At 67.5% G+C, this 21,784-nt stretch carries 19 protein-coding genes; 2 read left to right on the top strand and 17 right to left on the bottom strand.

The genetic code is table 11. The features are described 5' to 3' along the window. The first annotated feature begins 130 nt into the window (after positions 1–130). Positions 131–1,570 carry a hypothetical protein gene (locus ABDW31_RS13000; RefSeq protein WP_184718984.1) on the top strand — a complete coding sequence of 480 codons (1,440 nt, stop codon included), beginning with the start codon at positions 131–133 and terminating at the stop codon, positions 1,568–1,570. Between the two features lie 66 nt (positions 1,571–1,636). Here ABDW31_RS13000 and ABDW31_RS12995 read toward each other — a convergent pair whose 3' ends face one another. The 14 genes from ABDW31_RS12995 to pyrE all read right to left on the bottom strand — a co-directional run bounded on the left by ABDW31_RS12995 (position 1,637) and on the right by pyrE (position 17,971). Then, positions 1,637–3,076: a serine hydrolase domain-containing protein gene (locus ABDW31_RS12995; protein ID WP_184718983.1), complete on the bottom strand. Its 1,440-nt coding sequence runs from the start codon at positions 3,074–3,076 to the stop codon at positions 1,637–1,639. Next, complete coding sequence (gene parC / locus ABDW31_RS12990; protein ID WP_184718981.1) at positions 3,073–5,352, bottom strand: DNA topoisomerase IV subunit A; 2,280 nt, start codon at positions 5,350–5,352, stop codon at positions 3,073–3,075. Before parC ends, ABDW31_RS12995 begins: the two co-directional genes overlap by 4 nt. 60 nt (positions 5,353–5,412) lie before the next feature. Beyond that, positions 5,413–7,002, bottom strand: coding sequence for an alkaline phosphatase (locus ABDW31_RS12985; protein ID WP_184718979.1), 1,590 nt, complete (start codon positions 7,000–7,002; stop codon positions 5,413–5,415). A 53-nt stretch (positions 7,003–7,055) separates the two neighbouring features. Next, complete coding sequence (recO, locus tag ABDW31_RS12980; RefSeq protein WP_184718977.1) at positions 7,056–7,793, bottom strand: DNA repair protein RecO; 738 nt, start codon at positions 7,791–7,793, stop codon at positions 7,056–7,058. Next, the gene (locus ABDW31_RS12975; protein WP_184718975.1) at positions 7,790–8,635 is read right to left on the bottom strand and encodes an arylamine N-acetyltransferase; all 846 of its coding nucleotides are present in this window, start codon (positions 8,633–8,635) and stop codon (positions 7,790–7,792) included. The genes recO and ABDW31_RS12975 overlap by 4 nt, the downstream gene beginning before the upstream one ends. After that, positions 8,628–9,581: a GTPase Era gene (era, locus tag ABDW31_RS12970; protein WP_184718973.1), complete on the bottom strand. Its 954-nt coding sequence runs from the start codon at positions 9,579–9,581 to the stop codon at positions 8,628–8,630. Before era ends, ABDW31_RS12975 begins: the two co-directional genes overlap by 8 nt. Positions 9,582–9,620: 39 nt before the next feature. Next, positions 9,621–10,673 (bottom strand): ATP-binding protein, encoded by a 1,053-nt coding sequence (locus ABDW31_RS12965; protein WP_184718971.1) that lies wholly within the window; start codon positions 10,671–10,673, stop codon positions 9,621–9,623. After that, positions 10,670–11,359 carry a response regulator gene (locus ABDW31_RS12960; RefSeq protein ID WP_184718970.1) on the bottom strand — a complete coding sequence of 230 codons (690 nt, stop codon included), beginning with the start codon at positions 11,357–11,359 and terminating at the stop codon, positions 10,670–10,672. Before ABDW31_RS12960 ends, ABDW31_RS12965 begins: the two co-directional genes overlap by 4 nt. 102 nt (positions 11,360–11,461) lie before the next feature. After that, a complete protein-coding gene (locus tag ABDW31_RS12955) occupies positions 11,462–13,795 on the bottom strand; it encodes a TonB-dependent receptor (protein WP_184718968.1) in 2,334 nt (777 codons plus the stop codon). 747 nt (positions 13,796–14,542) lie between these two features. Then, positions 14,543–15,238, bottom strand: coding sequence for a ribonuclease III (gene rnc / locus ABDW31_RS12950; protein WP_184718966.1), 696 nt, complete (start codon positions 15,236–15,238; stop codon positions 14,543–14,545). A 21-nt stretch (positions 15,239–15,259) separates the two neighbouring features. Then, positions 15,260–16,099 carry a signal peptidase I gene (gene lepB / locus ABDW31_RS12945; RefSeq protein WP_184718964.1) on the bottom strand — a complete coding sequence of 280 codons (840 nt, stop codon included), beginning with the start codon at positions 16,097–16,099 and terminating at the stop codon, positions 15,260–15,262. A gap of 126 nt (positions 16,100–16,225) precedes the next feature. Continuing rightward, the gene (gene acpS / locus ABDW31_RS12940; protein ID WP_184718962.1) at positions 16,226–16,630 is read right to left on the bottom strand and encodes a holo-ACP synthase; all 405 of its coding nucleotides are present in this window, start codon (positions 16,628–16,630) and stop codon (positions 16,226–16,228) included. Next, complete coding sequence (locus tag ABDW31_RS12935; RefSeq protein WP_184718960.1) at positions 16,627–17,382, bottom strand: pyridoxine 5'-phosphate synthase; 756 nt, start codon at positions 17,380–17,382, stop codon at positions 16,627–16,629. The genes acpS and ABDW31_RS12935 overlap by 4 nt, the downstream gene beginning before the upstream one ends. Positions 17,383–17,386: 4 nt before the next feature. Next, positions 17,387–17,971 carry an orotate phosphoribosyltransferase gene (gene pyrE / locus ABDW31_RS12930; RefSeq protein ID WP_184718958.1) on the bottom strand — a complete coding sequence of 195 codons (585 nt, stop codon included), beginning with the start codon at positions 17,969–17,971 and terminating at the stop codon, positions 17,387–17,389. An 82-nt stretch (positions 17,972–18,053) separates the two neighbouring features. On the opposite strand from pyrE, the gene ABDW31_RS12925 reads away from it, so the two are divergent. Continuing rightward, on the top strand, positions 18,054–18,461 hold the full coding sequence (locus ABDW31_RS12925) for an NUDIX domain-containing protein (protein ID WP_184718956.1): 408 nt from the start codon (positions 18,054–18,056) through the stop codon (positions 18,459–18,461). On the opposite strand, the gene ABDW31_RS12920 is transcribed toward ABDW31_RS12925, so the two are convergent. The 3 genes from ABDW31_RS12920 to folK form a co-directional block, all read right to left on the bottom strand. Beyond that, entirely contained in the window at positions 18,458–20,608 is a 2,151-nt protein-coding gene (locus ABDW31_RS12920; RefSeq protein ID WP_184723850.1) for a bifunctional (p)ppGpp synthetase/guanosine-3',5'-bis(diphosphate) 3'-pyrophosphohydrolase, read from the bottom strand. The two genes, ABDW31_RS12925 and ABDW31_RS12920, sit on opposite strands and share 4 nt — an antisense overlap. Positions 20,609–20,772: 164 nt before the next feature. Further along, complete coding sequence (gene rpoZ / locus ABDW31_RS12915) at positions 20,773–21,132, bottom strand: DNA-directed RNA polymerase subunit omega (protein WP_172273552.1); 360 nt, start codon at positions 21,130–21,132, stop codon at positions 20,773–20,775. A gap of 112 nt (positions 21,133–21,244) precedes the next feature. Next, the gene (gene folK, locus ABDW31_RS12910; RefSeq protein WP_184718953.1) at positions 21,245–21,739 is read right to left on the bottom strand and encodes a 2-amino-4-hydroxy-6-hydroxymethyldihydropteridine diphosphokinase; all 495 of its coding nucleotides are present in this window, start codon (positions 21,737–21,739) and stop codon (positions 21,245–21,247) included. Positions 21,740–21,784: the final 45 nt, after the last annotated feature.

The raw sequence follows: 21,784 nt of genomic DNA, 5'->3' as shown, positions 1-21,784 counted from the left end.
CAGTCGTGCGAGCCGCGCCTGCTCGTCGTAAGGTTAAGGTTATTTCATGAGCGCATGGGTTGAACGAACGGCGTTCACGTATATTTTTAACTGCACGAGGGATTACGAAATATTTAGGCAACAAGAGACCATGGCGACGCTCGACAATCTGACCACGCTCTACCGCAACGTTCACCGCCTGCCCGCGAGCGTGGAGCTGCCGACTTCGGCTGCGACCCAGCTGACGCTGATGGCGCAAGGCATCGACATCGCCCGCAGCGGCCAGCAGGCCGGCGACATCTGGAGCTATGCCAGCGCGGCCCGCTGGATCCAGGACAGCGCCAGGGCCACGACCCAGGTGGCTGTGATGTCCTACGGATTCCTGGCCGATCTCAGCCTCAGCAACATCGGCGTCGACTATCTGGTCGCGGCGAACGGCGGCAATCCGAACAACCTGAGCAGCGCGGCCTTCGCGCCGTTCAACACGGTCAATCGCTACATCAACTTCGCGGTCAGCCTGGTGAAGAACGGCGACGCCAAGGACGCCTTCATCCGAGACTACGGCGCCAACGGCACGGCGTTCGACACCTTTACCAAGGCCTATTTCAAGCTGTTCGGCGTCCACAAGACCCAGACCGAAGCGTTCGAGATGCTCAACGAGGAGGTGCCGAACGGCCGCGGCGGGACCTACACCCGCGGCGAGTTCTTCGCCGAGGCCGGCGGCGACGGCGGTAACGGCCTGGGCATGCGGGCGGCCATGGTCGGCTGGCTGATGGCCGTGGCGGCGCAGGAGCAGAAGGGCCCCTATTTCGAGGCCATGCGCGCCTATCTCGCCGACCTTGGCCTGGACGGAAAGGCCGAGGCGGTTTCGGTGTTCATGTCGGTCTACGGTCCCGGCGGCGAATATGCGTCCGGCGGTCCCTCCGATCCGGGCCTGCCGGGCGAGAAGGCCAAGTTCGAGCACGACTGGAATGTCGACGCCGCCAACCACGAGCCCGCGCACGACACCCACCTGCTGGCCAGCGACGGCAACGACATGATCAGTCCGGTAATGGCCGACCAGGGCGGGCTGGACGCCGGCCGCCACATCCGCACCGGCGGCGGCAACGACATGGTCCGCGTCGACAACGGCGTGATGCGTGGTCTGATCGACACCGGAACCGGCAACGACATCCTCCTGATCGAGAAGTTCGATGGCCGGATCATCACCGGCAGCGGCTATGATTCCATCGACCTGGGGGCCTTCGCCCCCATGCACCTGGTGGGCGGCAAGGCGGCGGACATTGCGGTGATCGAGGACTTCCAGAAGGGCTTCGACACCCTGGGCTTCCCCGGCTTTGTCGGTCCGGGCGAGAAGAAGCAGCTGGCCTTCGTCGCCACCGCCACCTTCGACGACGCCCTGCAGGCCTATGCCGGCGGCACGGCCGCCAATAGCAACACAGTCTTCGAGTGGAACGGCGACACCTATGTCTTCCACCAGAACGCCGTGGCGGGACTGGACGCGGGCGATGGCCTGATCCGGCTGGCCGGCGTCACGGGTCTGACCGTCGGCAAGGGCGAAGGCTCAGCCGATATCGTGTTCATGGCCTGAGGACATCAGCCTCCCTTTGGCCCTGAAGGAGCTCCCCTCGCCTGGCGGGGGGAGCTTTTTCGTGCGCTAGCGGGTCGTGCCCGGCTTGACGGGCGTCGTCGGCCGGGCGGGCTGCTGGTTGGTGACCGGCGGCTTGGCCGGCTGGGCGCCCGGGGGGGGCGCCGGCGCAGGCGGACGCTCGATGGCCTGATAGACCAGGGTTCGCGACTGGGCGTCGAGACCGCCGCCCACGCCGCCCAGGCGCTGGATCATGCCGATGAAGAAGAGGTCGTTGGCGGGGTCGATCCAGAACCAGGTGCCGGCGCTGCCGCCCCAGCTGACCGTGCCCGGTCCCACGGGCGCGCCCGAGGCGGCCGGATCCACGGCCACGGCCAGGTCGATGCCGTAGCCCATGCCGGCGGCGAACGGGAACGGACGCGGTCCGGGCTTCAGCACACCCGTGGTGCCGTTGGTCGTCACCACGAAGCCGGCCGGCAGGTGGTTGCGGGTCATCAGGGCCACGGTCTCGGGCTTGAGGATCCGCGCGCCTTCCAGGCTGCCCTTGTTCAGGATCATCTGGGCGAAGCGGGCGAAGTCGCCGGCGGTCGAGACCAGACCGCCGCCGCCCGACGGCGCGGCCGGCATCTTGCTGACGTCGCGCCAGGCGCCTTCGACGGCCGGCACCAGCTTGCCGGTCACCGGATCGCCGTCATAGATCGCCGCCAGACGCGGCAGCTTCTGCTGCGGCACGTAGAAGCCGGTGTCGCGCATCTTCAGCGGGCCAAAGATGCGGGCCTGCATGAAGTCCGGCAGGCTCTGACCCGACAGCTTCTCGACGAGATAGCCCTGGATGTCGGCGGCGACGCTGTAGCGCCACTGCACACCCGGCTCTGAGAACATCGGCAGGTCCGCGATCTTGCCGACCATGTCCTGCAGCGAGGCCGATTGCAGCACGCCAGCCTGGTAGTAGGCCTGGTCCGACGGACTGCTGGGATCATCCGCGATGCCATAGGCGAAGCCCGCCGTATGGGTCATCAGCTCGCGCATGGTCGGCGGCCGCGAGATCGGGGCCAGCACCGGCTTGCCCTCGGCGTCAACGCCATTGGCGATGCGCAGATTGGCGAACTCCGGCACGTGCTTGGTGACCGGGTCGTCCAGCTTCCACAGGCCCTGCTCGTACAGGATCATCATGGCCACGCCGGTGACCGGCTTGGTCTCGGAGCGGATGCGGAAGATGGCGTTGACCGGCATGGGCTGCCCGCCCATCACCCGCTGACCGAAGGTCCTGACGTGAACCACCTTGCCGTGGCGGGCCAGCAGCGTCACCGCGCCAGCGACCTGGCCGCCGGTGACCATGGACCGCATGTGCTCGTCCAGCCGCTTCAAGCGCTCGGCGTTGAAGCCCACCTCCTCGGGCTTGGCGCGTGGCAGCACCCAGGCCGCGGCCGGGGTCGCGGCGACAGCCGCGCAACCGAAGACGCTGGCCGCAAGGCGCAGCGCGCGACGACGCAGCTGTCCCATCATCACTTCGGTTTGAACCGCTTGTTGGTCGCGAAGCCCTTTGGCGCCAGCTTGCCGGCGCCCGCACGGCGACCGACCCATTCCTTCCACTCGGCCCACTCGCGGCGACGGCCGGCGGTGTCGATCCAGTAGGCGCCGGTCTCGGCATTGAACGACAGACCGTCGCGCAGGCCGCCCTCGCGGTAGGCTTGCAGCTTGACGCCCTTGCCGCGCGGCATCTCCGGCAGCTCTTCCAGCGGGAAGATCAGGATCTTGCCGTTGTCGCCCACGACCGCGAACTGGTCGCCGACGGCTTCCAGGCAGAAGGCCGCGCCGGCGGCGTCGACGTTCAGGACCTGCTTGCCGGCCTTGCGGTTGGCCAGGGCTTCTTCCTCGGGCATCAGGAAGCCATAGCCGGCTTTCGAGGCCAGAATGCGTTTGCGCCCGGCCTTGAACGGGAAGACGTCGGCGATCTTCACCTTGTCGTCCAGCTCGATCATCATCCGCACCGGCTCGCCATGGCCCCGCGCGCTGGGCAGCTTGTCACAGCCCAGGGTGAAGAAGCGGCCGTCGCTGGAGAAGATCAGCAGCTTGTCGGTGGTCTCGGCCGGGACCAGGAAGCCCAGCTTGTCGCCTTCCTTGAACTTCAGCTCGGACGGATCGTCGACCTTGCCCTTGGCGGCGCGGATCCAGCCGCGCTCGGACAGGATGATGGTGATCGGTTCACGGACGATCATCGCCTCGATGGCGGCGTCGGCGTCCACGACCGGGGCGTCTTCGAAGATCGAACGGCCGGTCACGCCGGTCGGACGACCGTCCTTGTCCAGCGGGTGCTTGATCTTCAGCAGGGTGGCGCGGACTTCCGACAGGCCCTTGCCGACCAGCTTCCACTGCTTCTCTTCGCTGGCCAGCATAGCCAGGATGCCGTCGCGCTCTTCCACCAGTTCGGCGTGCTCGCGGCGGATCTCCATCTCTTCCAGCTTGGCCAGTTGGCGCAGGCGGGTGTTGAGGATGGCGTCGGCCTGGATCTCCGACAGCGCGAAGGTCGAAATCAGCGTTTCCTTCGGCTTGTCCTCATAGCGGACGATCCGAATGACCTCGTCGAGGTTCAGATAGGCGATCAGCAGGCCGTCCAGGATGTGCAGACGGGCTTCGATCTTGGCCAGGCGGTGGCGGGCCCGGCGGGTCAAGACTTCCCGGCGGTGGGCCAGGAACGCCATCAGCGCCGCCTTCAGGCCCATGACGCCCGGCGTGCCGCGCGCGTCCAGCACGTTCATGTTGACCGGAAAGCGGCTCTCCAGCGCCGAGAGCTTGAACAGGCTCTCCATCAGCACTTCGGGCTCGACGTTCTTGGACTTCGGCTCGAGCACCAGGCGGATGTCCTCGGCGCTCTCGTCGCGGACGTCGCCCAGCAGGGCGGCCTTCTTGCTGTCGATCAGGTCTGCCAGCTGCTCGACCAAATCCGACTTCTTCACCTGGTACGGGATCTCGGTGACGACGATCTGGTAGGTGCCGCGACCGGTGTCTTCCTTCTCCCACTTCGCGCGGATGCGCACGCCGCCGCGGCCGGTCTCGTAGGTTTCCAGCAAGCTGGCGCGCGGCTCGACGATGACGCCGCCGGTTGGGAAGTCGGGACCCGGCACCTTTTCCAGCAGCTGCTCGGTCGTGGCGTCGGGGTTCTTCAGCAGCAGCTGGCAGGCGTCGATCAGCTCGGCGGCGTTGTGCGGCGGGATCGAGGTGGCCATGCCGACCGCGATGCCCGACGAGCCGTTGGCCAAGAGGTTCGGGAAGCCCGACGGCAGGACCACCGGCTCCTCGTCCTGGCCGTCATAGGTGGGCCGGAAGTCGACCGCGTCCTCGTCGATGCCGTCCAGCAGCAGCGTGGCCGCCTGGGTCATCTTGCATTCGGTGTAACGCATCGCCGCGGCGCTATCGCCGTCGATGTTGCCGAAGTTGCCCTGCCCTTCGACCAGCGGAATGCGCTGGCTGAACTCCTGGGCCAGGCGGACCAGGGCGTCATAGATCGAGGCGTCGCCGTGCGGGTGGAAGTTACCCATGACCTCGCCGACCACCTTGGCGCATTTACGCGCCGCGGACTCGGGGTTCAGGCGCATGTTGCTCATCGCGTAGAGCACGCGACGGTGCACGGGCTTGAGGCCATCGCGCACGTCGGGCAGCGCCCGCGAGCCGATCGTCGACAGCGCGTACGCCAGATAGCGTCGCGACAGCGCCTCGGTCAGCGGCTCGTCGAGGATGCGGTCGCCGTCACCGGGGCCGCCAGGAGGGAGGACAGGTTTGTTCATCAGGCAGATTCGTTATGCGAGAGGCCACCTTAGCAGAACTCTTCGGCCCGATTCGAGCCATCAGGCCTGAACGATCCCCGTCTTTCCCGCCTCCAACGCCCATTTCGCCCGCGTCGACAGCTTGCCGTCGGTGCGACGCACCGAATCCAGCACCTTGAACTCGGTGACGAAGGCTTTCGGCGTCACGTCGCAGATCGCATAGCCGCGCTGGTTGTTGTTGAACTTGAGGATCGGGTTGGCGGCCTGCAGCTTGGCCATGTCGGGGCGCTGGTCATTGCCGTCGCCGCCCGAGGTGATCGAGGTGATCACGAACTCCGAGGCGATCGGCGCGCCTTCGGCCTTGGCGCCGTCGATATACAGGTCGCCGGCGAAGTTCTGGTGCTCGTCGCCGGTCAGGACCACCACATTGCCGACCTTGCGGTCGCGGATGGTCTTCAGCAGACGGGCGCGCGGGATGCTGTAGCCGGCCCAGGAGTCGGTATTGACGTTGCGCCCCGGCTCCGGAAGACGGTCCAGGTCCATCATCATGATCTGCTGGGCGATGACGTTCCAGGTCGCCTTGGAGCCGGTCAGGCCGTCGTTCAGCCACTTCTCCTGAACCTCGCCCATCACCTGGGCCTTGGCCGCGTCGATCTGCGCGCAGGACGCGCCGTACTTGTCGTCGCACGGTTGGTCGGTGCGGTACTGGCGGGTGTCCAGCAGATTGAGGTTCAGCAGCTGACCATAGGCCGCGCGGCGATAGATCTGCATCGACGTGCCGGTCGGGAAGCTCGAGGCCCGCAGCGGCATGTTCTCGTAATAGGCCTGGACGGCGGCCTGGCGGCGCAGGTTGAACAGCTTCGGATCCGTGCCGTCCTGGTCCAGCTCGCCAACCCAGTTGTTGTCGATCTCGTGGTCGTCCCAGACGGTGAACCAGGGCGCGGCGGCGTGGGCGGCCTGCAGGTCGGTGTCCATCTTGTACTGGGCGTAGCGGCGGCGATAGTCGTCCAGGGCGTAGATCTCGCCGCCGAAGTGCTGGCGGACGTTCTCGTGCGGACCGCCCGCGCCCGTGTACATCCGATTGCCACGCCCCTCGTAGATGTAGTCGCCGTAGCAGAAGACGAAGTCGGGATTGTCCTCGGCCAGGCGGCGATAGGCCGTATAGTAGCCGCTCTCATAGTGCTGGCAGCCGGCGACAGCGAAGCGGACGCGGTCCAGGACCGCGCCCAGGGCCGGCGTGGTGCGGGCGCGGCCGACGATGCTGCGCTCCTTGCCGGCGGTGAAGCGGTACCAGTAGTCGCGACCCGGCTGCAGGCCGCCGACCTCGACGTGGACGGCATGACCCAGCTCCGGCGGCGCGATCGCCGTCCCCTTGGCCACGATGTTGCGCATGTTGGCCGCGTCGGCGACTTCCCATTCGACCGCGACGGGGGCCATGGGCATGCCGTAGCCGATCTCGAACGGCTCGGGGGCCAGGCGGGTCCAGATCACAAAACCGTCCGACGACGGATCGCCCGAAGCGACACCCAGCTGGAACGGATAGGACCGGAACGGGACCTGGGCCAGCGCCTTGCCGCTTTCCAGCGGGATCGCCAGGGCCGTGACAGCCGAGGCGCCGAACACGCCCAGCAGGCGGCGGCGGCTGAGAGCATAGCGATCGAGGACGGACATAGCGGGACGCTCCGGGAAGGAACCCCGCCGATAGCGCCGCTGTGTGACGGTTCTTAAAGCCTGCCCGCTTCCGTCAGGCGGTCCAGCAGCCACATCCGCGCCGGCGGCAGCGGCCGGTTCAGCGGGCCGAACACAAACTGCTCCAGGAAGTGGCCGGTGATAGTCAGGCCGGCGCTCACGTCGCCATCGGCCAGGCCGCCCTGCGAGGACAGCATGAACTGGGGCAGCGGCAGCAACTTGTCGTGATAGGGCTTGCCCGCCCCACGGCTGACGGCGCGGCCGGTGCGCGGGCTGACATAGACGAGGTCGTCAAAACTGCCGGTGGCGGCGCACTTTGACAGGTCCAGGCCAAAGCCCAGCTCCTGCAGCAGGCCCATCTCGTAGCGAACATAGACCGCCGGCCAGATCTCCGGGATTTCCAGCACGCGGATCAGGGCTTCAAGGGCGTGGAAGGCGCCGGGATGGGCCTCGCGCTCTGGCAGGGCCGAGGCGGCGACCGAGGCCGCCGAGGAGAGCCCCGCCAGCGCCAGGCGGTCGTCGAACAGGCTGGACGGCCCCTCGCCCATCGGCTCCAGGCTGGCCGAGCCCAACTGGCCTTCGATCCGGGTGCGATAGCGGGCGATGACCCGCGCGCCGGGCTGCAGGAACGGCTTCATCCGCCGCGATGCGGCGCCGGCGACATGGGCGGCGATCTTGCCGCGACCTTCGGTCAACAGCTCGACGATGGCCCCCGTCTCGCCGTGCGAGCGGGCCGAGAGGACATAAGCTTCGTCCTCCCACTCCTGGCTCAAGCGGGCGTCCCCCAGGCCACGACCTTCTCCAGCACCGGACGCCAGTCGGGCGCGACCGACAGGCCGATCACGTCGCGCAAGGTCGCTTCCAGCTCGTCAACGGTCAGGTCGCGCTGCTCGACCACGGCGCCGGTCAGGTCGCGGTGGGTGAAGCGGTTGTTCTTCAGGGCGTAGCGGGCGGCCTGTGTCGTGCGCCCCACCGTCATGCTCCAGGTGAAGTGCGAACTGGGGTGGGTGTAGGTGAAGAAGTTGGCCTGTTCGTAGTCGACCTCGGCCCAGGCGCCCTTCGACACCTGGTACAGCGGCGCCCAGCGCCCCGAGAGATAGGCCTGGACCTGACGCTCGGCGACGCCGTCGGTCGCCGTGTCGACGATGCGGAACTGGCCGTGCGGGCTGTCCTGGACCTCGTCCGAGAACAGGCGCAGCGGCGCGGTCAGCACACAGCCGCCGAAGCCGGCGTCGACCAGCCAGGTCTCACCCTCAATCGTGACGCCCAGCACCTGGTGCGAGCGCGGCGGGGCGCCGGCCGGGGCCATCCACAGCACGCGGGCCATCAGGCCCTCGACCTGGAAACCCAGGGTCTGCAGCACGCGCTTCAGCAGCCCGTTCTGCTCGTAGCAGTAGCCCCCTCGCCCACCGGCGATCAGCTTGGCGTCGACATCGGCCCGGGCGATGCTGATCCCGCGCCCCAACAGGACGTCGAGGTTCTCGAACGGGATGGCGTCGGGGTGCTTCAGCGCGATAGCGCTCAGCACGTCTAGCGTCGGCGCGCGCGGGCCGTCGTAGCCGATCCGCCTGCAATAGGCGTTCAGGTCGACGGCCGACGCGGCGGCGTCAAACATCGAAATCCAGGCCGATGTCGCTGAACAGGCCGCGTTCCTCGGCCCAGTTTTCCTTGACCTTCACGTGCAGGAACAGGTGCACCTTGCGGTCCAGGATATCGCACAGCTCCTCGCGCGAGGCCTGGCCGATCCACTTCAGGGTTTGGCCGCCCTTGCCGATGACGATGATCCGCTGGCCTTCTCGCTCGACCAGGATGGTCTGTTCGATGCGGACGCTGCCGTCCTGGCGCTCCTCGAAGGCCGTCGTTTCCACGGTGGCCGCGTAGGGCAGCTCCTCGTGGACGCGCAGATAGACCTTCTCGCGGGTGATCTCGGCGGCCAGCAGGCGGGCCGGCAGATCGGCGGTCTGGTCTTCCGGATAGAGCCAGGGGCCTTCCGGCATCAGGGTGACCAGCTTGGCGGTCAGGTCCTCGACGCCCGCGCCGGTCGCGGCGCTGATCATGAAGACGTCGGTGTAGACGCCCTGGTCGAAGAAGTCCTTGGCGATGGCCAGCAGGGTGTCGCGCTTGACGCCGTCGATCTTGTTCAGGGCCAGGATGACCTTGCGATCGGCAGCCTTCAGGCCCTCGATGATGGTCTGGACGTCCTGGGCCGAGCGGAACTCGCCCGGCGTGGCCTTGTCGGCGCGGCTGGCCAGCTCGGCCTGCACGTCGACCAGGTGGACGGTGGCCTCGGCGTCTTCCGAGCCGGCCCAGGCCGAGCGGACCATGGCGCGGTCCAGGCGGCGGCGCGGGCTGAAGATCCCGGGGGTGTCGACGAGCACGATCTGCGCATCGCCCGCGATGGCGACGCCGCGCACGGGGAAGCGGGTGGTCTGGACCTTTTGGGTCACGATCGAGACCTTGGCCCCGACCATGCGGTTGACCAGGGTGGACTTGCCGGCGTTCGGGGCGCCGATGATGGCGGCGAAACCCGCGCGGGTGTTTTTGGAGGTGGTGTCAGTCATTGCGCGTGCGTGTAGCACCGATTGGACGCCGCGTCGCGATCAGGTCGCGGGCAACACCAGCTCGAAGGTCGAACCGGCGTTATGCGGCCGATGCCGGATGGCGCCGCCGTGCGCCTGGGCGATCTGGCGGACTACGGCCAGGCCCAGGCCGCTGCCTTGCGTCCGCGTCGAGGCGCGCTGGAACGGCTCGAAGATCACGGCGGCGGCCTCCGGCGAGAGACCCGGCCCCTCGTCCTCCACCGCCACACCGACCTCCCCCGCCGCGAGCGGTCCGGACCGGATGGTCAGGGGCCCCGGCGTGGCGTGGACCAGGGCGTTCTCGATCAAGGCCAGCAACGCCTGGCGCAGTCGGATCGGGTCGCCGAGGACACGCGCCGGTTCCAGTCGCCAGTCACAGACGAAACCGGCCTCGGCCAGACGCGGTCCCACGGCGGCCTGCAGCTCGCCGACGACCTGCGCCAGGTCGATCAGTTCGGGGCGCAGATCCAGCCGGCCGACATCGGCCAAACTGACCACCCGCAGGTCCTCGATCAGGCGGGCCAGGCCGTCGACCTGGCGCAGCAGGCTGGTCAGGGTGCGCTCGTCGATCTCGAACACGCCGTCCGCTACGCCCTGAAGCCGCCCTTTCAAGATGGTCACCGGCGTGCGCAGTTCGTGGGCGATCGCGGCGTTCCAGTCGACCATGCCGGTAGTCAGGCTCTCCAGCCGATCGGCCATGCGGTTGAAGTCCTCGACCAGGGTCGCCACCTCCCCCGCCGTCTCGTCGTCGACATTCGCCCGGGCCTTGAGGTCGCCGCCGGCGATGCGCCGGGCGGCCTCGGCCAGGCCGTTCACCGGCATGACGATCCGTCGCGCCAGCTGCGCCCCCGCGACGATGGCGATCAGCACTGCCGCCCCCACCGAGACGGCGATGACCAGATAGTCGATCTCGTGCGGGATCCACTCGCTGGGCCGCGGAGCCGCAGTCGAGTGGTTCTCGAACACCCAGGCATAGAGGAACAGAGCCGCGAAGGCCGCGCAGGCGAAACCCGCCAGTGTCACCAGCGCCATGCGCGTGGCGATCTTGCGCCACAGGCTGGCGCGACGGGTCATTCGGCGGGTTCCAGCCGGTATCCGACCCCGCGAACATTGACCAGCAGCCCCGGCGCGCCGCCGGCGTCCAGCTTGCGGCGCAGGTGGCTGACATGGCTGTCGACGGTGCGGCCGGCGACGTCCTGGTTGGGGAAGCAGGCCTCGGTCAGCTCGGCGCGGGTGAAGACCCGCAGCGGGATGCGCGCCATGTGGGCCAGGATGCGGAACTCGGTCAGGGTCAGGTCCAGCCGGCGGCGGCCCTCGGGCTGCACGACGGTGGCCAGATAGTTCTCGATATTGACCTCGACCACCCCGACCCGCAGCAGCTTGGCGTCGGGTGCGCCTACCCGGCGGCGCAGGATCGCCTGCACCCGGGCCACGACCTCGATCGGGTTGAACGGCTTGACCAGATAGTCATCGGCGCCGATGCGCAGGGCTTGCAGCTTGTCGAGGTCCTGGTCCAGGGCCGTGACCATCACCACCGGCGTCTCGCCGCGGCGGCGCAGTTCGCCCAGCACGTCCCAGCCGTCACGGACAGGCATCCGCACGTCCAGCAGCACCATGTCGGGCTTGAGCGAGGCGTGCAGGTCCAGCGCCGCCTGGCCGTCGGCCGCCAGGGCGGTGCGGAAGCCTTCGCGACGCATGTAGGCGTCGAGGATCTCGGCGATCTCGGCCTCGTCTTCGGCGATCAGGATCAGGCTGCTCATGTCGTTCTGGTCCGGCGAAAACTCGCTCCGATCAAGGAAAAAACGAAACCCCTCCCGCCAGACGGCGGAAGGGGCGCGTTCAGATCGCTAGGGGATGAGCGATCAATAGCGGACCGAGAACTCCACGCCGTAGGTGCGCGGCGTGTTGAAGTTGCCGTAGTCGCCCAGCGTGTTCCGGTTGGCCGGGTCACGACGGTAGACATATTCTTCGTTCAGCAGGTTGCGCGACCACAGCGACATGGTCAGCAGCGCGCCTTCCTTGACCTGCACGTCGGCCAGCGACAGGCGGGCGTTGACGATGAACGACTTGTCGTTCTTCACGTCCGTCTGGTCGAAGGTCTGGGTGGCGTCCGAGTAGTTGGCGTCGATGTGGCCGCGGAAGGTCGCGTTCCACAGCGGGGCCTCGTAGTCGGCCGAGACGCTGCCGGCGTTCTTGGGCGTGAAGACGATGAACACGGGCTGGACCAGACCGCTGAAGGGGTTGCGCGTCGCCGGCACCTTGGTGTCGGTGTAGGCGTAGGCCGCCGAGAGGGTCAGGCCTTCGGTCACCCGCAGGGTGCTCTCGACTTCCAGGCCCTTGATCTTGGTGACGCCCGGAGCGTTGATCGTTTCCAGCGTGTTGCGGGTCGAGGAACCGGTCACCGTCACCAGGCTGAAGTCGATCTGGCTGCCCGTGCGATCCATGGCGAAGGCGGCCACGTTCAGGCGCAGGCGGCGATCGAACAGGTCGGTCTTGGCGCCGATCTCGTAGGCCTTGACCTCTTCCGGACCGAACTGGCGATAGGTCAGCGAGCGCGAGCTGGCGCCGCCGGCGCGATAGCCGGTCGAGTACTTGGCGTAGAGGTGCATGTTCGACGAGGCGTCGTAGGCCACCGTCACCATCGGGTCGAACCGGTCGTTCTTCTGGGCGAAGGTCAGATTCGTCGGGGCGTTGCTGACGATGTAGAGCTCACCGCTCTTGTCGTCCCAGGTGTAGCGACCGCCCAGCGTCAGGTGCAGGGCGTCGTTCAGCATGGCCGGGGTGTAGGTCGCCTGGCCGTAGACGGCGTAGCTCTCGGCCTCGGCGCGCGAGGCGCGGTCGATCGAGCGCGAACCGCGGATGGTCGGGGTCGGATCGTTGATCGTGTAGCCCGTGCCGTCGGCGTTCCAGCGGTTGGTGCTGGGGGTGGCGGCGTCGTCGCTGGCGTTTTCGTGGAAGTAGTAGAGGCCGGCCACGTAGTCGATGCGGTCGGTGCTGCCGACGGCCTGGAACTCCTGGCTGAACTGGTGCTGCCACAGGCCCGCCAGGCTGTAGCGGCTGAAGTTGGTGTTCGGCGAGTAGGCCGGGATGCGGTGAGCGCCGCCCGAGTTGTCCCACTGGTCGACGTCGACTTCGCGATAGGCGGTGATCGAGCGAAGTTCCAGGTTCTCGTTGACCTCGTACTTCAGGTTCAGCGAGACGCCGTTGGTGTTGTCGATGCTCCACTGCTGCGGCACGCCGATGTCGGCCACCGACATGCGGTCGCTGCCGAACTTGACGATCGAGGGCAGCGGACGGATCTGGCCGGCCGGCAAGGTGCCGGTGGCCGGACCGACGACCAGATTGTTGGGGTTGTAGCCCAGCAGCTGGCTGTAGAACGGGGTGTTCTTGTCCTTGCCGATGTCGGCGGCCAGGTCGGCCTGGAACTTGTCGGTCGGGCGCCAGCGGACCTGGGCGCGCAGGCCGCGGCGGTCATAGGCGCCCCAGCCGATGCTGCCCGGCAGCGGGTTCTTGGTCACCGCGTCCTGGCGCTGCAGGGCGCCGTCGATCTTGAACGAGAAGTCGCCGACCGAGGGCAGGTCCAGGTGCATCTCGGCGTTATAGGCGCCGTAGTTGCCGACGCCGGCGGTGGTGCGCAGTCCGAACTCGCCGGTCGGGCCGCGGGTGACCATGTTCAGGGCGCCGCCTTCGGTGTTACGGCCAAACAGCGTGCCTTGGGGGCCCTTCAGGACTTCCAGACGCTCGATGTCCAGCAGCGCGGCGCCCAGGCCGTGCTGGCGGCCCAGATAGACGCCGTCGACATAGACGCCGACGCCCTGCTCGCGGGCGGGCTGGTTGGCGTCCAGCGGAACGATGCCGCGGATGCCGATGGTCAGGGCCGACTGGCGAGCTTCGAAGGTGGCGACGCGCAGGCCGGGAATGGCGCCGTCGGCCAGGTCCATCAGGCTCTGGACGTGGCGCGATTCCAGCGCCTTCTGGTCCATCAGCGAGATCGCGATCGGCGTCTCTTGCAGCTTGGTTTCGCGACGGGTCGCGGTGACCGTGACGTCGCTCAGGGCGGTGGGGCTGTCGGCCGGCTCGGCCGCGGCGACTGCGGCGTCGGCCGGGGCGGTTTCAGCGGCGAAGGCTGCGACCGGCGCAACCAGAAGCGCAGCGGTGGCGAAGAGATAGGCGCGCGATTTGAGAGAGGTCTTCATTTTTCTTGATCCCCTGAAGAGGGGTCGAGACCTACGAGCGCCGCGTGAAGCGTATTTCGCACATTCTTAAATGTTTCAAATAAGTTTCACGAAACGGATACTTCAAATACACGCTTGGATTTCGCACCAACTCCACGCCATCTCCACACTTCGTGGAAATACGCGCGCAGGTGTCGCGGCACGGGGATTGGCGGGTCCGTTTCCCCGGCGTTCGCGACCCTGGATTGAACGAAATCAAGCGCTTGTCGATTTTACGAGACGTCGAATGATCCGTGTTCGCGACCGCTCGATAATCATCCCACCTGATGGCTTGAAAGGGACGTCCGGCCGGCGACTTGGGCGGCTGTCAGGGGTGGTCGAGCGGGAAAGGCCCGGGCTGAAATCGCCCAGGCGTTCCGGGACTGGGGTTCGTCGCCTCGGCCCGCCCGTCGGGGGCCTAAGGTCGGGAGCGGGTTAAGACCCCGCGTCTCGCAGGCTCATCGGATAACGGCTGCGCGGAGCGCTTAGGCTTCGTCGAAACGGTACTTCTGCTTCAAACCCTCCGGGCGTCGCCCGGGCGCTCCGCAGTCCCTTTCACGACCTTCAGCGGGCAGCCGCGTGAGGCGGCGGACGTGTGTCGAAATAGATGCTCCCCCGTGATACGGGGGAGCTGTCGCGGAGCGACTGAGGGGGCTAATGCGGCATATGTCCAGCTCGCCCCCTCCGGCCCTCCGGGCCACCTCCCCCGTATCACGGCGGAGGATCTAGCTACCCCGCCCCTTCGCGTTCCAGCAGGGCCTTGGCGGCGGCTTTCTCGGCCTCCTGCCTGGACTTGCCCTTGGCGATCGCCGGATCGACGCCAACCACCGTGGCCTCCACCGTGAACACCGGCGCATGATCGGGCCCCGTGCGGTCCAAAACACGATAGGTCGGCAGCGGCCGGCCCTTGCCTTGAGCCCATTCCTGCAGCGCGGTCTTGGGATCGCGCGGACGCCCCTCGCCGGCCCGGTCGAACTCGTCGGCCCACAGGGTCAGGAACACATGGCGCGCGGCGTCGAGACCACCGTCCTGATACAGGGCGGCCATCAAGGCTTCGGTGGCGCCGGCCAGGATGGATTCGGTCTCGCGACCGCCGATCTTGCTGGACGATGCCGACAGGCGCAGGGCTGGACCCATGTCGGCGGCGCGCGCCACCCGGGCGCAGGTCTCGCGGCTGACTAGGGCGTTCAGGCGCGGGGCTAGTTCGCCTTCCTTGGCCTTGGGGAACCGCTGGGCCAGGGCCTCGGCGGCCAGCAGACCCAGCACGCGGTCGCCGATGAACTCCAGCACCTCGTTGTCGCGGACCTTCTTGGCCCCGTCCCCGACGCTGGCGTGCGTCAGGGCGCGTTCGAGCAGTTCGCGGTCCTTGAACTGATGGCCGATGCGGCGCTCGAGGTCGCCGACGGCGGCGACCCGTCTATCCATGGCCAAAAGAACCTGGTTTGATCACTTGAGCACGTGGAAGAAGCGGCTGGGACGGGCGTTCAGGAACCAGGTCCAGGGCTTGAACAGGCTGGCCTCGGCGTTCCACGACAGCAGGATGATCTGGGCGCGGCCGACCAGGTTTTCCTCCGGCACGAAGCCGACGCCGACCTCGTCGCCGATGTACTGGTCCAGCTCGTAGTCCCACTTGCAAGCGCTGTCCTTGAACGGCGAGACGCCCGGATCGAAGCGGCTGTCGGCGGAGTTGTCGCGGTTGTCGCCCATGAAGAAGTAGCAGCCGGCCGGAACGGTATAGACGCCGGTGTTGTCGCCGCGGCTGTCAGGACCGTAGTCCTGGGTCGCGTACTGGCGGCCTTCCGGATTGGTTTCCTCGAAGCGCTGGACCTGTTGGGTGAAGCCGTAGCCGGTGTCGACCAGCGCCGGGGCCATGCCCTTGCGCGGCAATTCCTTGCCGTTGATGTAGACCACGCCGCCGCGGATCTGGACCTTGTCGCCCGGCATGCCGATCAGGCGCTTGATGTAGTCGGTGCGATTATCGCGCGGCAGCTTGAAGACGATGATGTCGCCACGGGTCGGGGCGCGGCCCAGCAGGCGGCCCTTGATGATCGGCGGGCTGAACGGGATCGAGTGCTTGCTCCAGCCATAGCTGAACTTCGACACGATGATGTAGTCGCCTTGATAGAGGTTGGGCTCCATCGAGGCCGACGGGATCGTGAACGGCTGGAACAGCAGAACGCGCAGCACCAAGGCGATGCCCAGGGCGTAGGCCACGGTCTTGATGATCTCGATGAACTCGGCGACGGCGCCCTTGTCTTCGGGCGGCGTGATGTCGGCGTCGGTCATGGGCCCCGGGGCTCTGGAATGGTCGGTCGAGAGACCGTCGTCTCCGCCTTGCTAGACGGGCCGACGGTTCTGGGCAAGTCGATGCTAGCGCCTAGCTTGTGCTCATGGCGGGACAATGGCGACGCTTCAGTCCGCCTTCGGCAGCGCTTCGATGATCACGAAAGCCTGGGCGTACGGATGATCATCGGTCAGCGAGAGGTGGATCACCGCCTCCATGCCGGGCGGGGTCATCTCCTTGAGCCGCTCCAGCGCGCCGCTGGTCAGCGCCATGGTGGGCTTGCCCGACGGCAGGTTGACCACGCCCATGCCGGCCAGGTGCACGCCGCGCTTAAGCCCCGTGCCCAATGCTTTCGAGCAAGCCTCCTTGGCGGCGAAGCGCTTGGCGTAGCTGGAGGCCCGGTCGGGCTTGCGCTCGGATCGCTTGCGCTCGATCTCGGTGAAGACCTTGTTGGTGAACCGGTCGCCGAAACGCTCGAGGGACTTCTCGATCCGGCGGATGTCGCACAGGTCCGAGCCGATCCCGATAATCACGCGGCGACCTCCAGGCGGGCGGCGTCCATCAGGGCGCGCATCCGCTGGATGGCCTGCGGCAGGCCCACAAAGATGGCCTCGCCGATCAGGAAGTGGCCGATGTTCAGTTCGGCGATCTGCGGGATGGCGGCGATCGGCTTGACGGTGGCGTAGTCGATGCCGTGACCGGCATGGACTTCCAGGCCGAGGTCAGCGGCCAGGGCCGCGCCGACCTTCAGGCGCTCCAGGATGGCCTGCGCCCTATCGGCGTGGCCTTCCCGGAAGGCGTCGCAATAGGCGCCGGTGTGCAGCTCGACGACCTGGGCGCCAGCGGCGGCCGAGGCGCGGATCTGGTCGGGATCAGCCTCAATGAATAGCGACACCCGCGCGCCGACGGTGCGCAGGCGCGCCGTGGCGTCGGTGATGCGGTTCTGGCCCTTCACGACGTCGAGGCCGCCTTCAGTGGTCACCTCCTCCCGGCGCTCGGGCACCAGGCAGGCGGCGTGCGGCTTGGCGCCCAGGGCGATGCCGACCATCTCGTCGGTCACCGCCATCTCGAAGTTCAGCGGCTTGCCACGCTTGTGGCAGAGATCGGTCAGGACGGCGATGTCGGCGTCGCTGATGTGCCGACGGTCTTCACGCAGGTGCGCGGTGATGCCGTCAGCTCCGGCGGCCAGGGCCAGCTCGGCGGCCCGGACCGGCTCGGGATAGGAGGAACCGCGGGCGTTCCGGATCGTCGCCACGTGGTCGATGTTGACGCCCAGACGCAGCATGGCTTTAGCCCTTCAGACGGCGGGAGCCGGGATCCTCGATCGGGATCGCGGCCAGTTCAGGCGGCAGGGCGTCGGCGGGATAGGCCGGCACTTCCAGGCTGCACAGCGAGATCAGCGGCACGCCGACGTCGACCTTGCCACCCGAACGATCGACGATGCAGGCCGCGGCGATGACGTCGCCGCCGGCCTCCTGGATCGCCTGAATGCATTCGCGCGACGACAGGCCGGTGGTGACGATGTCCTCCACCATCACGACCTTCTGGCCGGGCTCCAGATGGAAGCCGCGACGGAACTTGAAGCCGCCGGCTTCGCGCTCGACATAGATCGAGGCCACGTTCAGGTGACGGGCGGTCTCGTAGCCGGGGATGATGCCGCCGACGGCCGGCGAAACGGCGACGTCGGGCTGGCCCACCGTGGCGATGATCTTCTCGGCCAGGGCCTTGCATAGGCGCTCGCAGCGCTCGGGGCGCATGAACACGAGGTTCTTCTGCAGGAACACCGGGCTGTGCAGGCCGGAAGACAGCACGAAGTGACCTTCGCGCAGAGCGCCAGCGGCGCGGAATTCGTCGAGGACGTCATCGTTGGTCATGAGCGACGGATATAGAAGCACGGGCCTGAGTCTTCAAACGCCGCCTTGCCTGACGCGAGCGTTTCGGGTTCTACCCCGCTTCATGAGCGAAGAGATCCAACGCCCTCGCGTCGGCTGCGGCGCGGCCATCCTCGACGACCAGGGCCGGCTGCTGCTGGTCAAGCGGGTCAAGAACCCCGAGGCCGATCACTGGGGCGTGCCCGGCGGCAAGCTGGACTGGGGCGAGGCCGCCCATGTCTGCGCCGAGCGCGAAACGCAGGAAGAGCTGGGCATCACGGTGAAGACCGGCCGCCTTCTGTCGGTCACCGACATGGTCGCCGAAGACTATCACTGGGTGGCGATCACCTATGGCGTCGACAGCTTCGAGGGCGAGCCGACGATCCTGGAAGACCACGCCCTGCACGACTGGGGGTGGTTTGCCCTGGACGCCCTGCCCTCGCCGATGACGGCGGGGGCGCTGGACGCCGTGGCGGCCTTGAAGAAGGCCTAGCCCCGGGTCCGATCCACCGTCTCGACCGACGGACAGGCGCGAAGCGCGGCCTGGATGTTGGTCAGGTGCTTGGCGTCGCGGACCTCGACATCGATGTCGGTGTCGAAGAAGTCGCTCTGCCGATGGTGCATGCGCAGATTGACGATGTTGCCGCCGGCCTCGCCGATGATCGTGCAGACCAGGCCCAGCACGCCCGGGGCGTTCTGGATCGTGGCGTGCAGGCGGGTCAGCGAAATGGTCGAACGCTCGGCTTCGGGCGTCCAGTTCAGGTCGCGCCACAGCTCTTCCTGATCCTCGAACTCGGCCAGCCGTGGGCAGTCGATGGTGTGGACGTCCAGGCCCTCGCCGTCTTCCCTCAGGATGCCGACAATGCGGTCGCCCGGCACCGGGCTGCAGCAGTGGGCGAAGTGCAGCGAGACGCCGGGGGTCAGGCCGCCGCCGCGCACATAGAGCGTGGCGTTAGCGCCGCCCTCGATCCGGCGACGGGCCGTGGCGGCCTCGCGGTCGGCGTCCTTCATGCCCGGATAGGCCGTCTCCAGCACCTGGCTGGGCGAGATGCGGCCACGACCGACGGCGTCGAACAGCGCCTCTTCGGTCTCCAGGGCAAAGCGCTCCAGGATCGGCCGCAGGGACACGTCCTTCAGCTTCTTGCCGGCGCGCTCGAAGACCTGCTCCAGCGAGGCCTTGCCCAGGCGCAAGAACTCTTCCTTCTCGGTCTGGCGAATGTGGCGACGGATGGCCGAACGGGCGCGGCCCGTGACCGTCAGCGAGCGCCAGTCCGGCGGCACCACCGGCTTGGAGCCACGCACCACCTCGACCACGTCGCCATTGACCAGCACCGTGCGCAGGGGCTTCAGCTCGCCGTTGATCTTCACGCCGATGCAGGTGTCGCCCACGTCGGTGTGGACGGCATAGGCGAAGTCCAGCGGCATCGCGCCCCGCGGCAGGCTGACCAGCTTGCCCTTGGGGGTGAAGACGAACACCTGGTCCAGGAACATTTCGAGCTTGGCGTGCTCGACCAGTTCCTCAGAGTCGCCGCCGTGCTCCAGCACCTGAACCAGCTGGCGCAGATTGGCCAGCGGGTCACGGCCGCCAGCGGCTTCCATGCCCTCCAAGTCCAGGCCGTACGAGGCGTCCTTGTAGCGGAAGTGGGCGGCGACGCCCTCTTCGTTGACCCGGTCCATGCTCTCGGTGCGGATCTGCATCTCGATGCGCATCCCGCGCGGACCGACCACGGTCGTGTGCAGCGAGCGGTAATTGTTCCGCTTCGGCGTCGAGATGTAGTCCTTGAAGCGATCCGGCACGCTGGACCAGGCGCGGTGCACCACGCCCAGGGCGCGGTAGCAGTCTTCCTCGCTGTCGACGATCACGCGAAACGCATAGATGTCGGCCATCTGCGAGAAGCCGATCGATTTGCGCTGCAGCTTGCGCCAGATCGAATACGGCGACTTCTCGCGGCCGAACACGCGGGCCGGCAGGTTGGCCGACTCCAGGCGCGCGGCGATCTCCTGGCTGACCAGGGCCACCGCCCCGCCCTGCTCCTCGCGCAGCGCGTCCAGGCGGCGCTCGATGGCGTCGCGAGCCACCGGGTTGGTGTGCTGGAAGGACAGCTCCTCCAGCTCCACGCAGATGCGGTGACAGCCGATGTTGCGGGCCAGCGGCGCGTAGATGTCGCGCGTCTCGCGGGCGATCCGCTCGCGTTTCGCCTGATTCTTGATGAAGTGCAGCGTCCGCATGTTGTGCAGACGGTCGGCCAGCTTCACCAGCAGGACGCGGACGTCCTTGGAGATGGCCAGGATGAATTTGCGCAGGTTCTCGGCCTGGCGCATGTGCTCGGCCTGGAGTTCCAGCTTGGACAGCTTGGTGACGCCCTCGACCAGCTCGCCGATCTCGTCGCCGAACAGCTTGGCGATCTCGTCCTTGGTGACCGGGGTGTCCTCGATCACGTCATGCAGCAGGGCCGTGACGATGGTCGCGGTGTCGAGACGGTACTCGGTGAGGATGCCCGCCACCTCGATCGGGTGGGCGTAATAGGGGTCGCCGCTGGCCCGGGTCTGCGAGCCGTGCATGCGCATGGCGTAGACATAGGCGCGGTTCAGCAGCGCCTCGTCGGCCGTCGGGTCGTAGGCGTGGACCCGCTCGATCAGTTCATACTGGCGAAGAAACTTGGGGCGCGGCTTGGGAGCCGGCGGCTCGACCGCAGCAGCGGGAGCTTGAGACGAAGACGCGCCCGATTCGGAACCGGGCGCGCGTTCGGACGAGACGGTCGGATCGACCGCCTCGAGGGTCAGAGGATCTGCGCCTTCGGGGCTCAGTACCGCTCCTCCTGACCGCCGTCGCGGTCGCTCTGCAGAGCGCGGACCAGTTCCAGCTCGCTCATCTGCATGTGGCTCGGATCCGCCAGCAGGGCCAGGGTTTCGGCCTCTTCCTCGGCTTCGGTGTGCTCATCGACGCGTTGCAGCGTGGTGATGAGGTGTTCCTTCAGGCCCTCGTGGTCGATCACGTCGTCGGCGATCTCGCGCAGGGCGACGACGGGGTTCTTGTCGTTGTCGCGGTCGACCATCAGGGCGGCGCCGGCCGAAATGGCGCGGGCGCGGTGCGCCGAGAGCAGGACCAGCGAGAAGCGGTTCGGAACCTTCTCGACGCAATCTTCGACGGTGACGCGGGCCATGAGTTCCTCGGGCTGCGGTTAGCTATCGCAAAATAGGCTTCCGTGCGGCGACACGCAATGTCGCGCATGATCGTCAGCTTTTGCGAGCGGGCGCTTATGCCCGCTTCGTCACCTAAAGTCCACCCTCTCCGGCAGGGCGCGCATCACGCCCGACGGTCGAGGTCGCAGCCAGGCGGAAGGCCGACTCGCCTGTGACCGGGTGGATCCAGGCCGAGGCCAGTTCGGCCAGCGGTCCCATGACGAAGAGACGTTCGTGAGCTCTGGGATGCGGCACCACGAGGTCGCCGTCCAGCACAGCGCGGCCGTGGGCGATCAAGTCCAGGTCCAGAGTGCGCGGCGCATTGGCCTCTCCCCTCGCCCGCCCGAACTGGGCCTCGACGCGATGCAGGGCCGCCAAGGTCTCGGCCGGCGAGAAGTCGGTGCTGACAATGGCGACGCCGTTGCGATACGCCGGCCCCTCGGGATCGGGCCAGGCCGCCGAAGTCCACCAGGACGAGCGGGCGACGATCGCCAGCCCCGCCTGCGGCAGAGCCTCCAGCGCGGCTTCCAACAGCGCCTCGCGACTCGTATAGGCTCCCGGCAGATTACAGCCGAGCGCCACGATCACGGCCTCGTCCAAGTCATTTCGAGCGACCTGATTTTTCAAGGAATT

Source organism: Caulobacter sp. (assembly GCF_039596335.1).
GTDB lineage: Bacteria > Pseudomonadota > Alphaproteobacteria > Caulobacterales > Caulobacteraceae > Caulobacter.
Note: the sequence above shows the minus strand (reverse complement) of the source record. Positions and strands in the feature narration are given on the sequence as shown.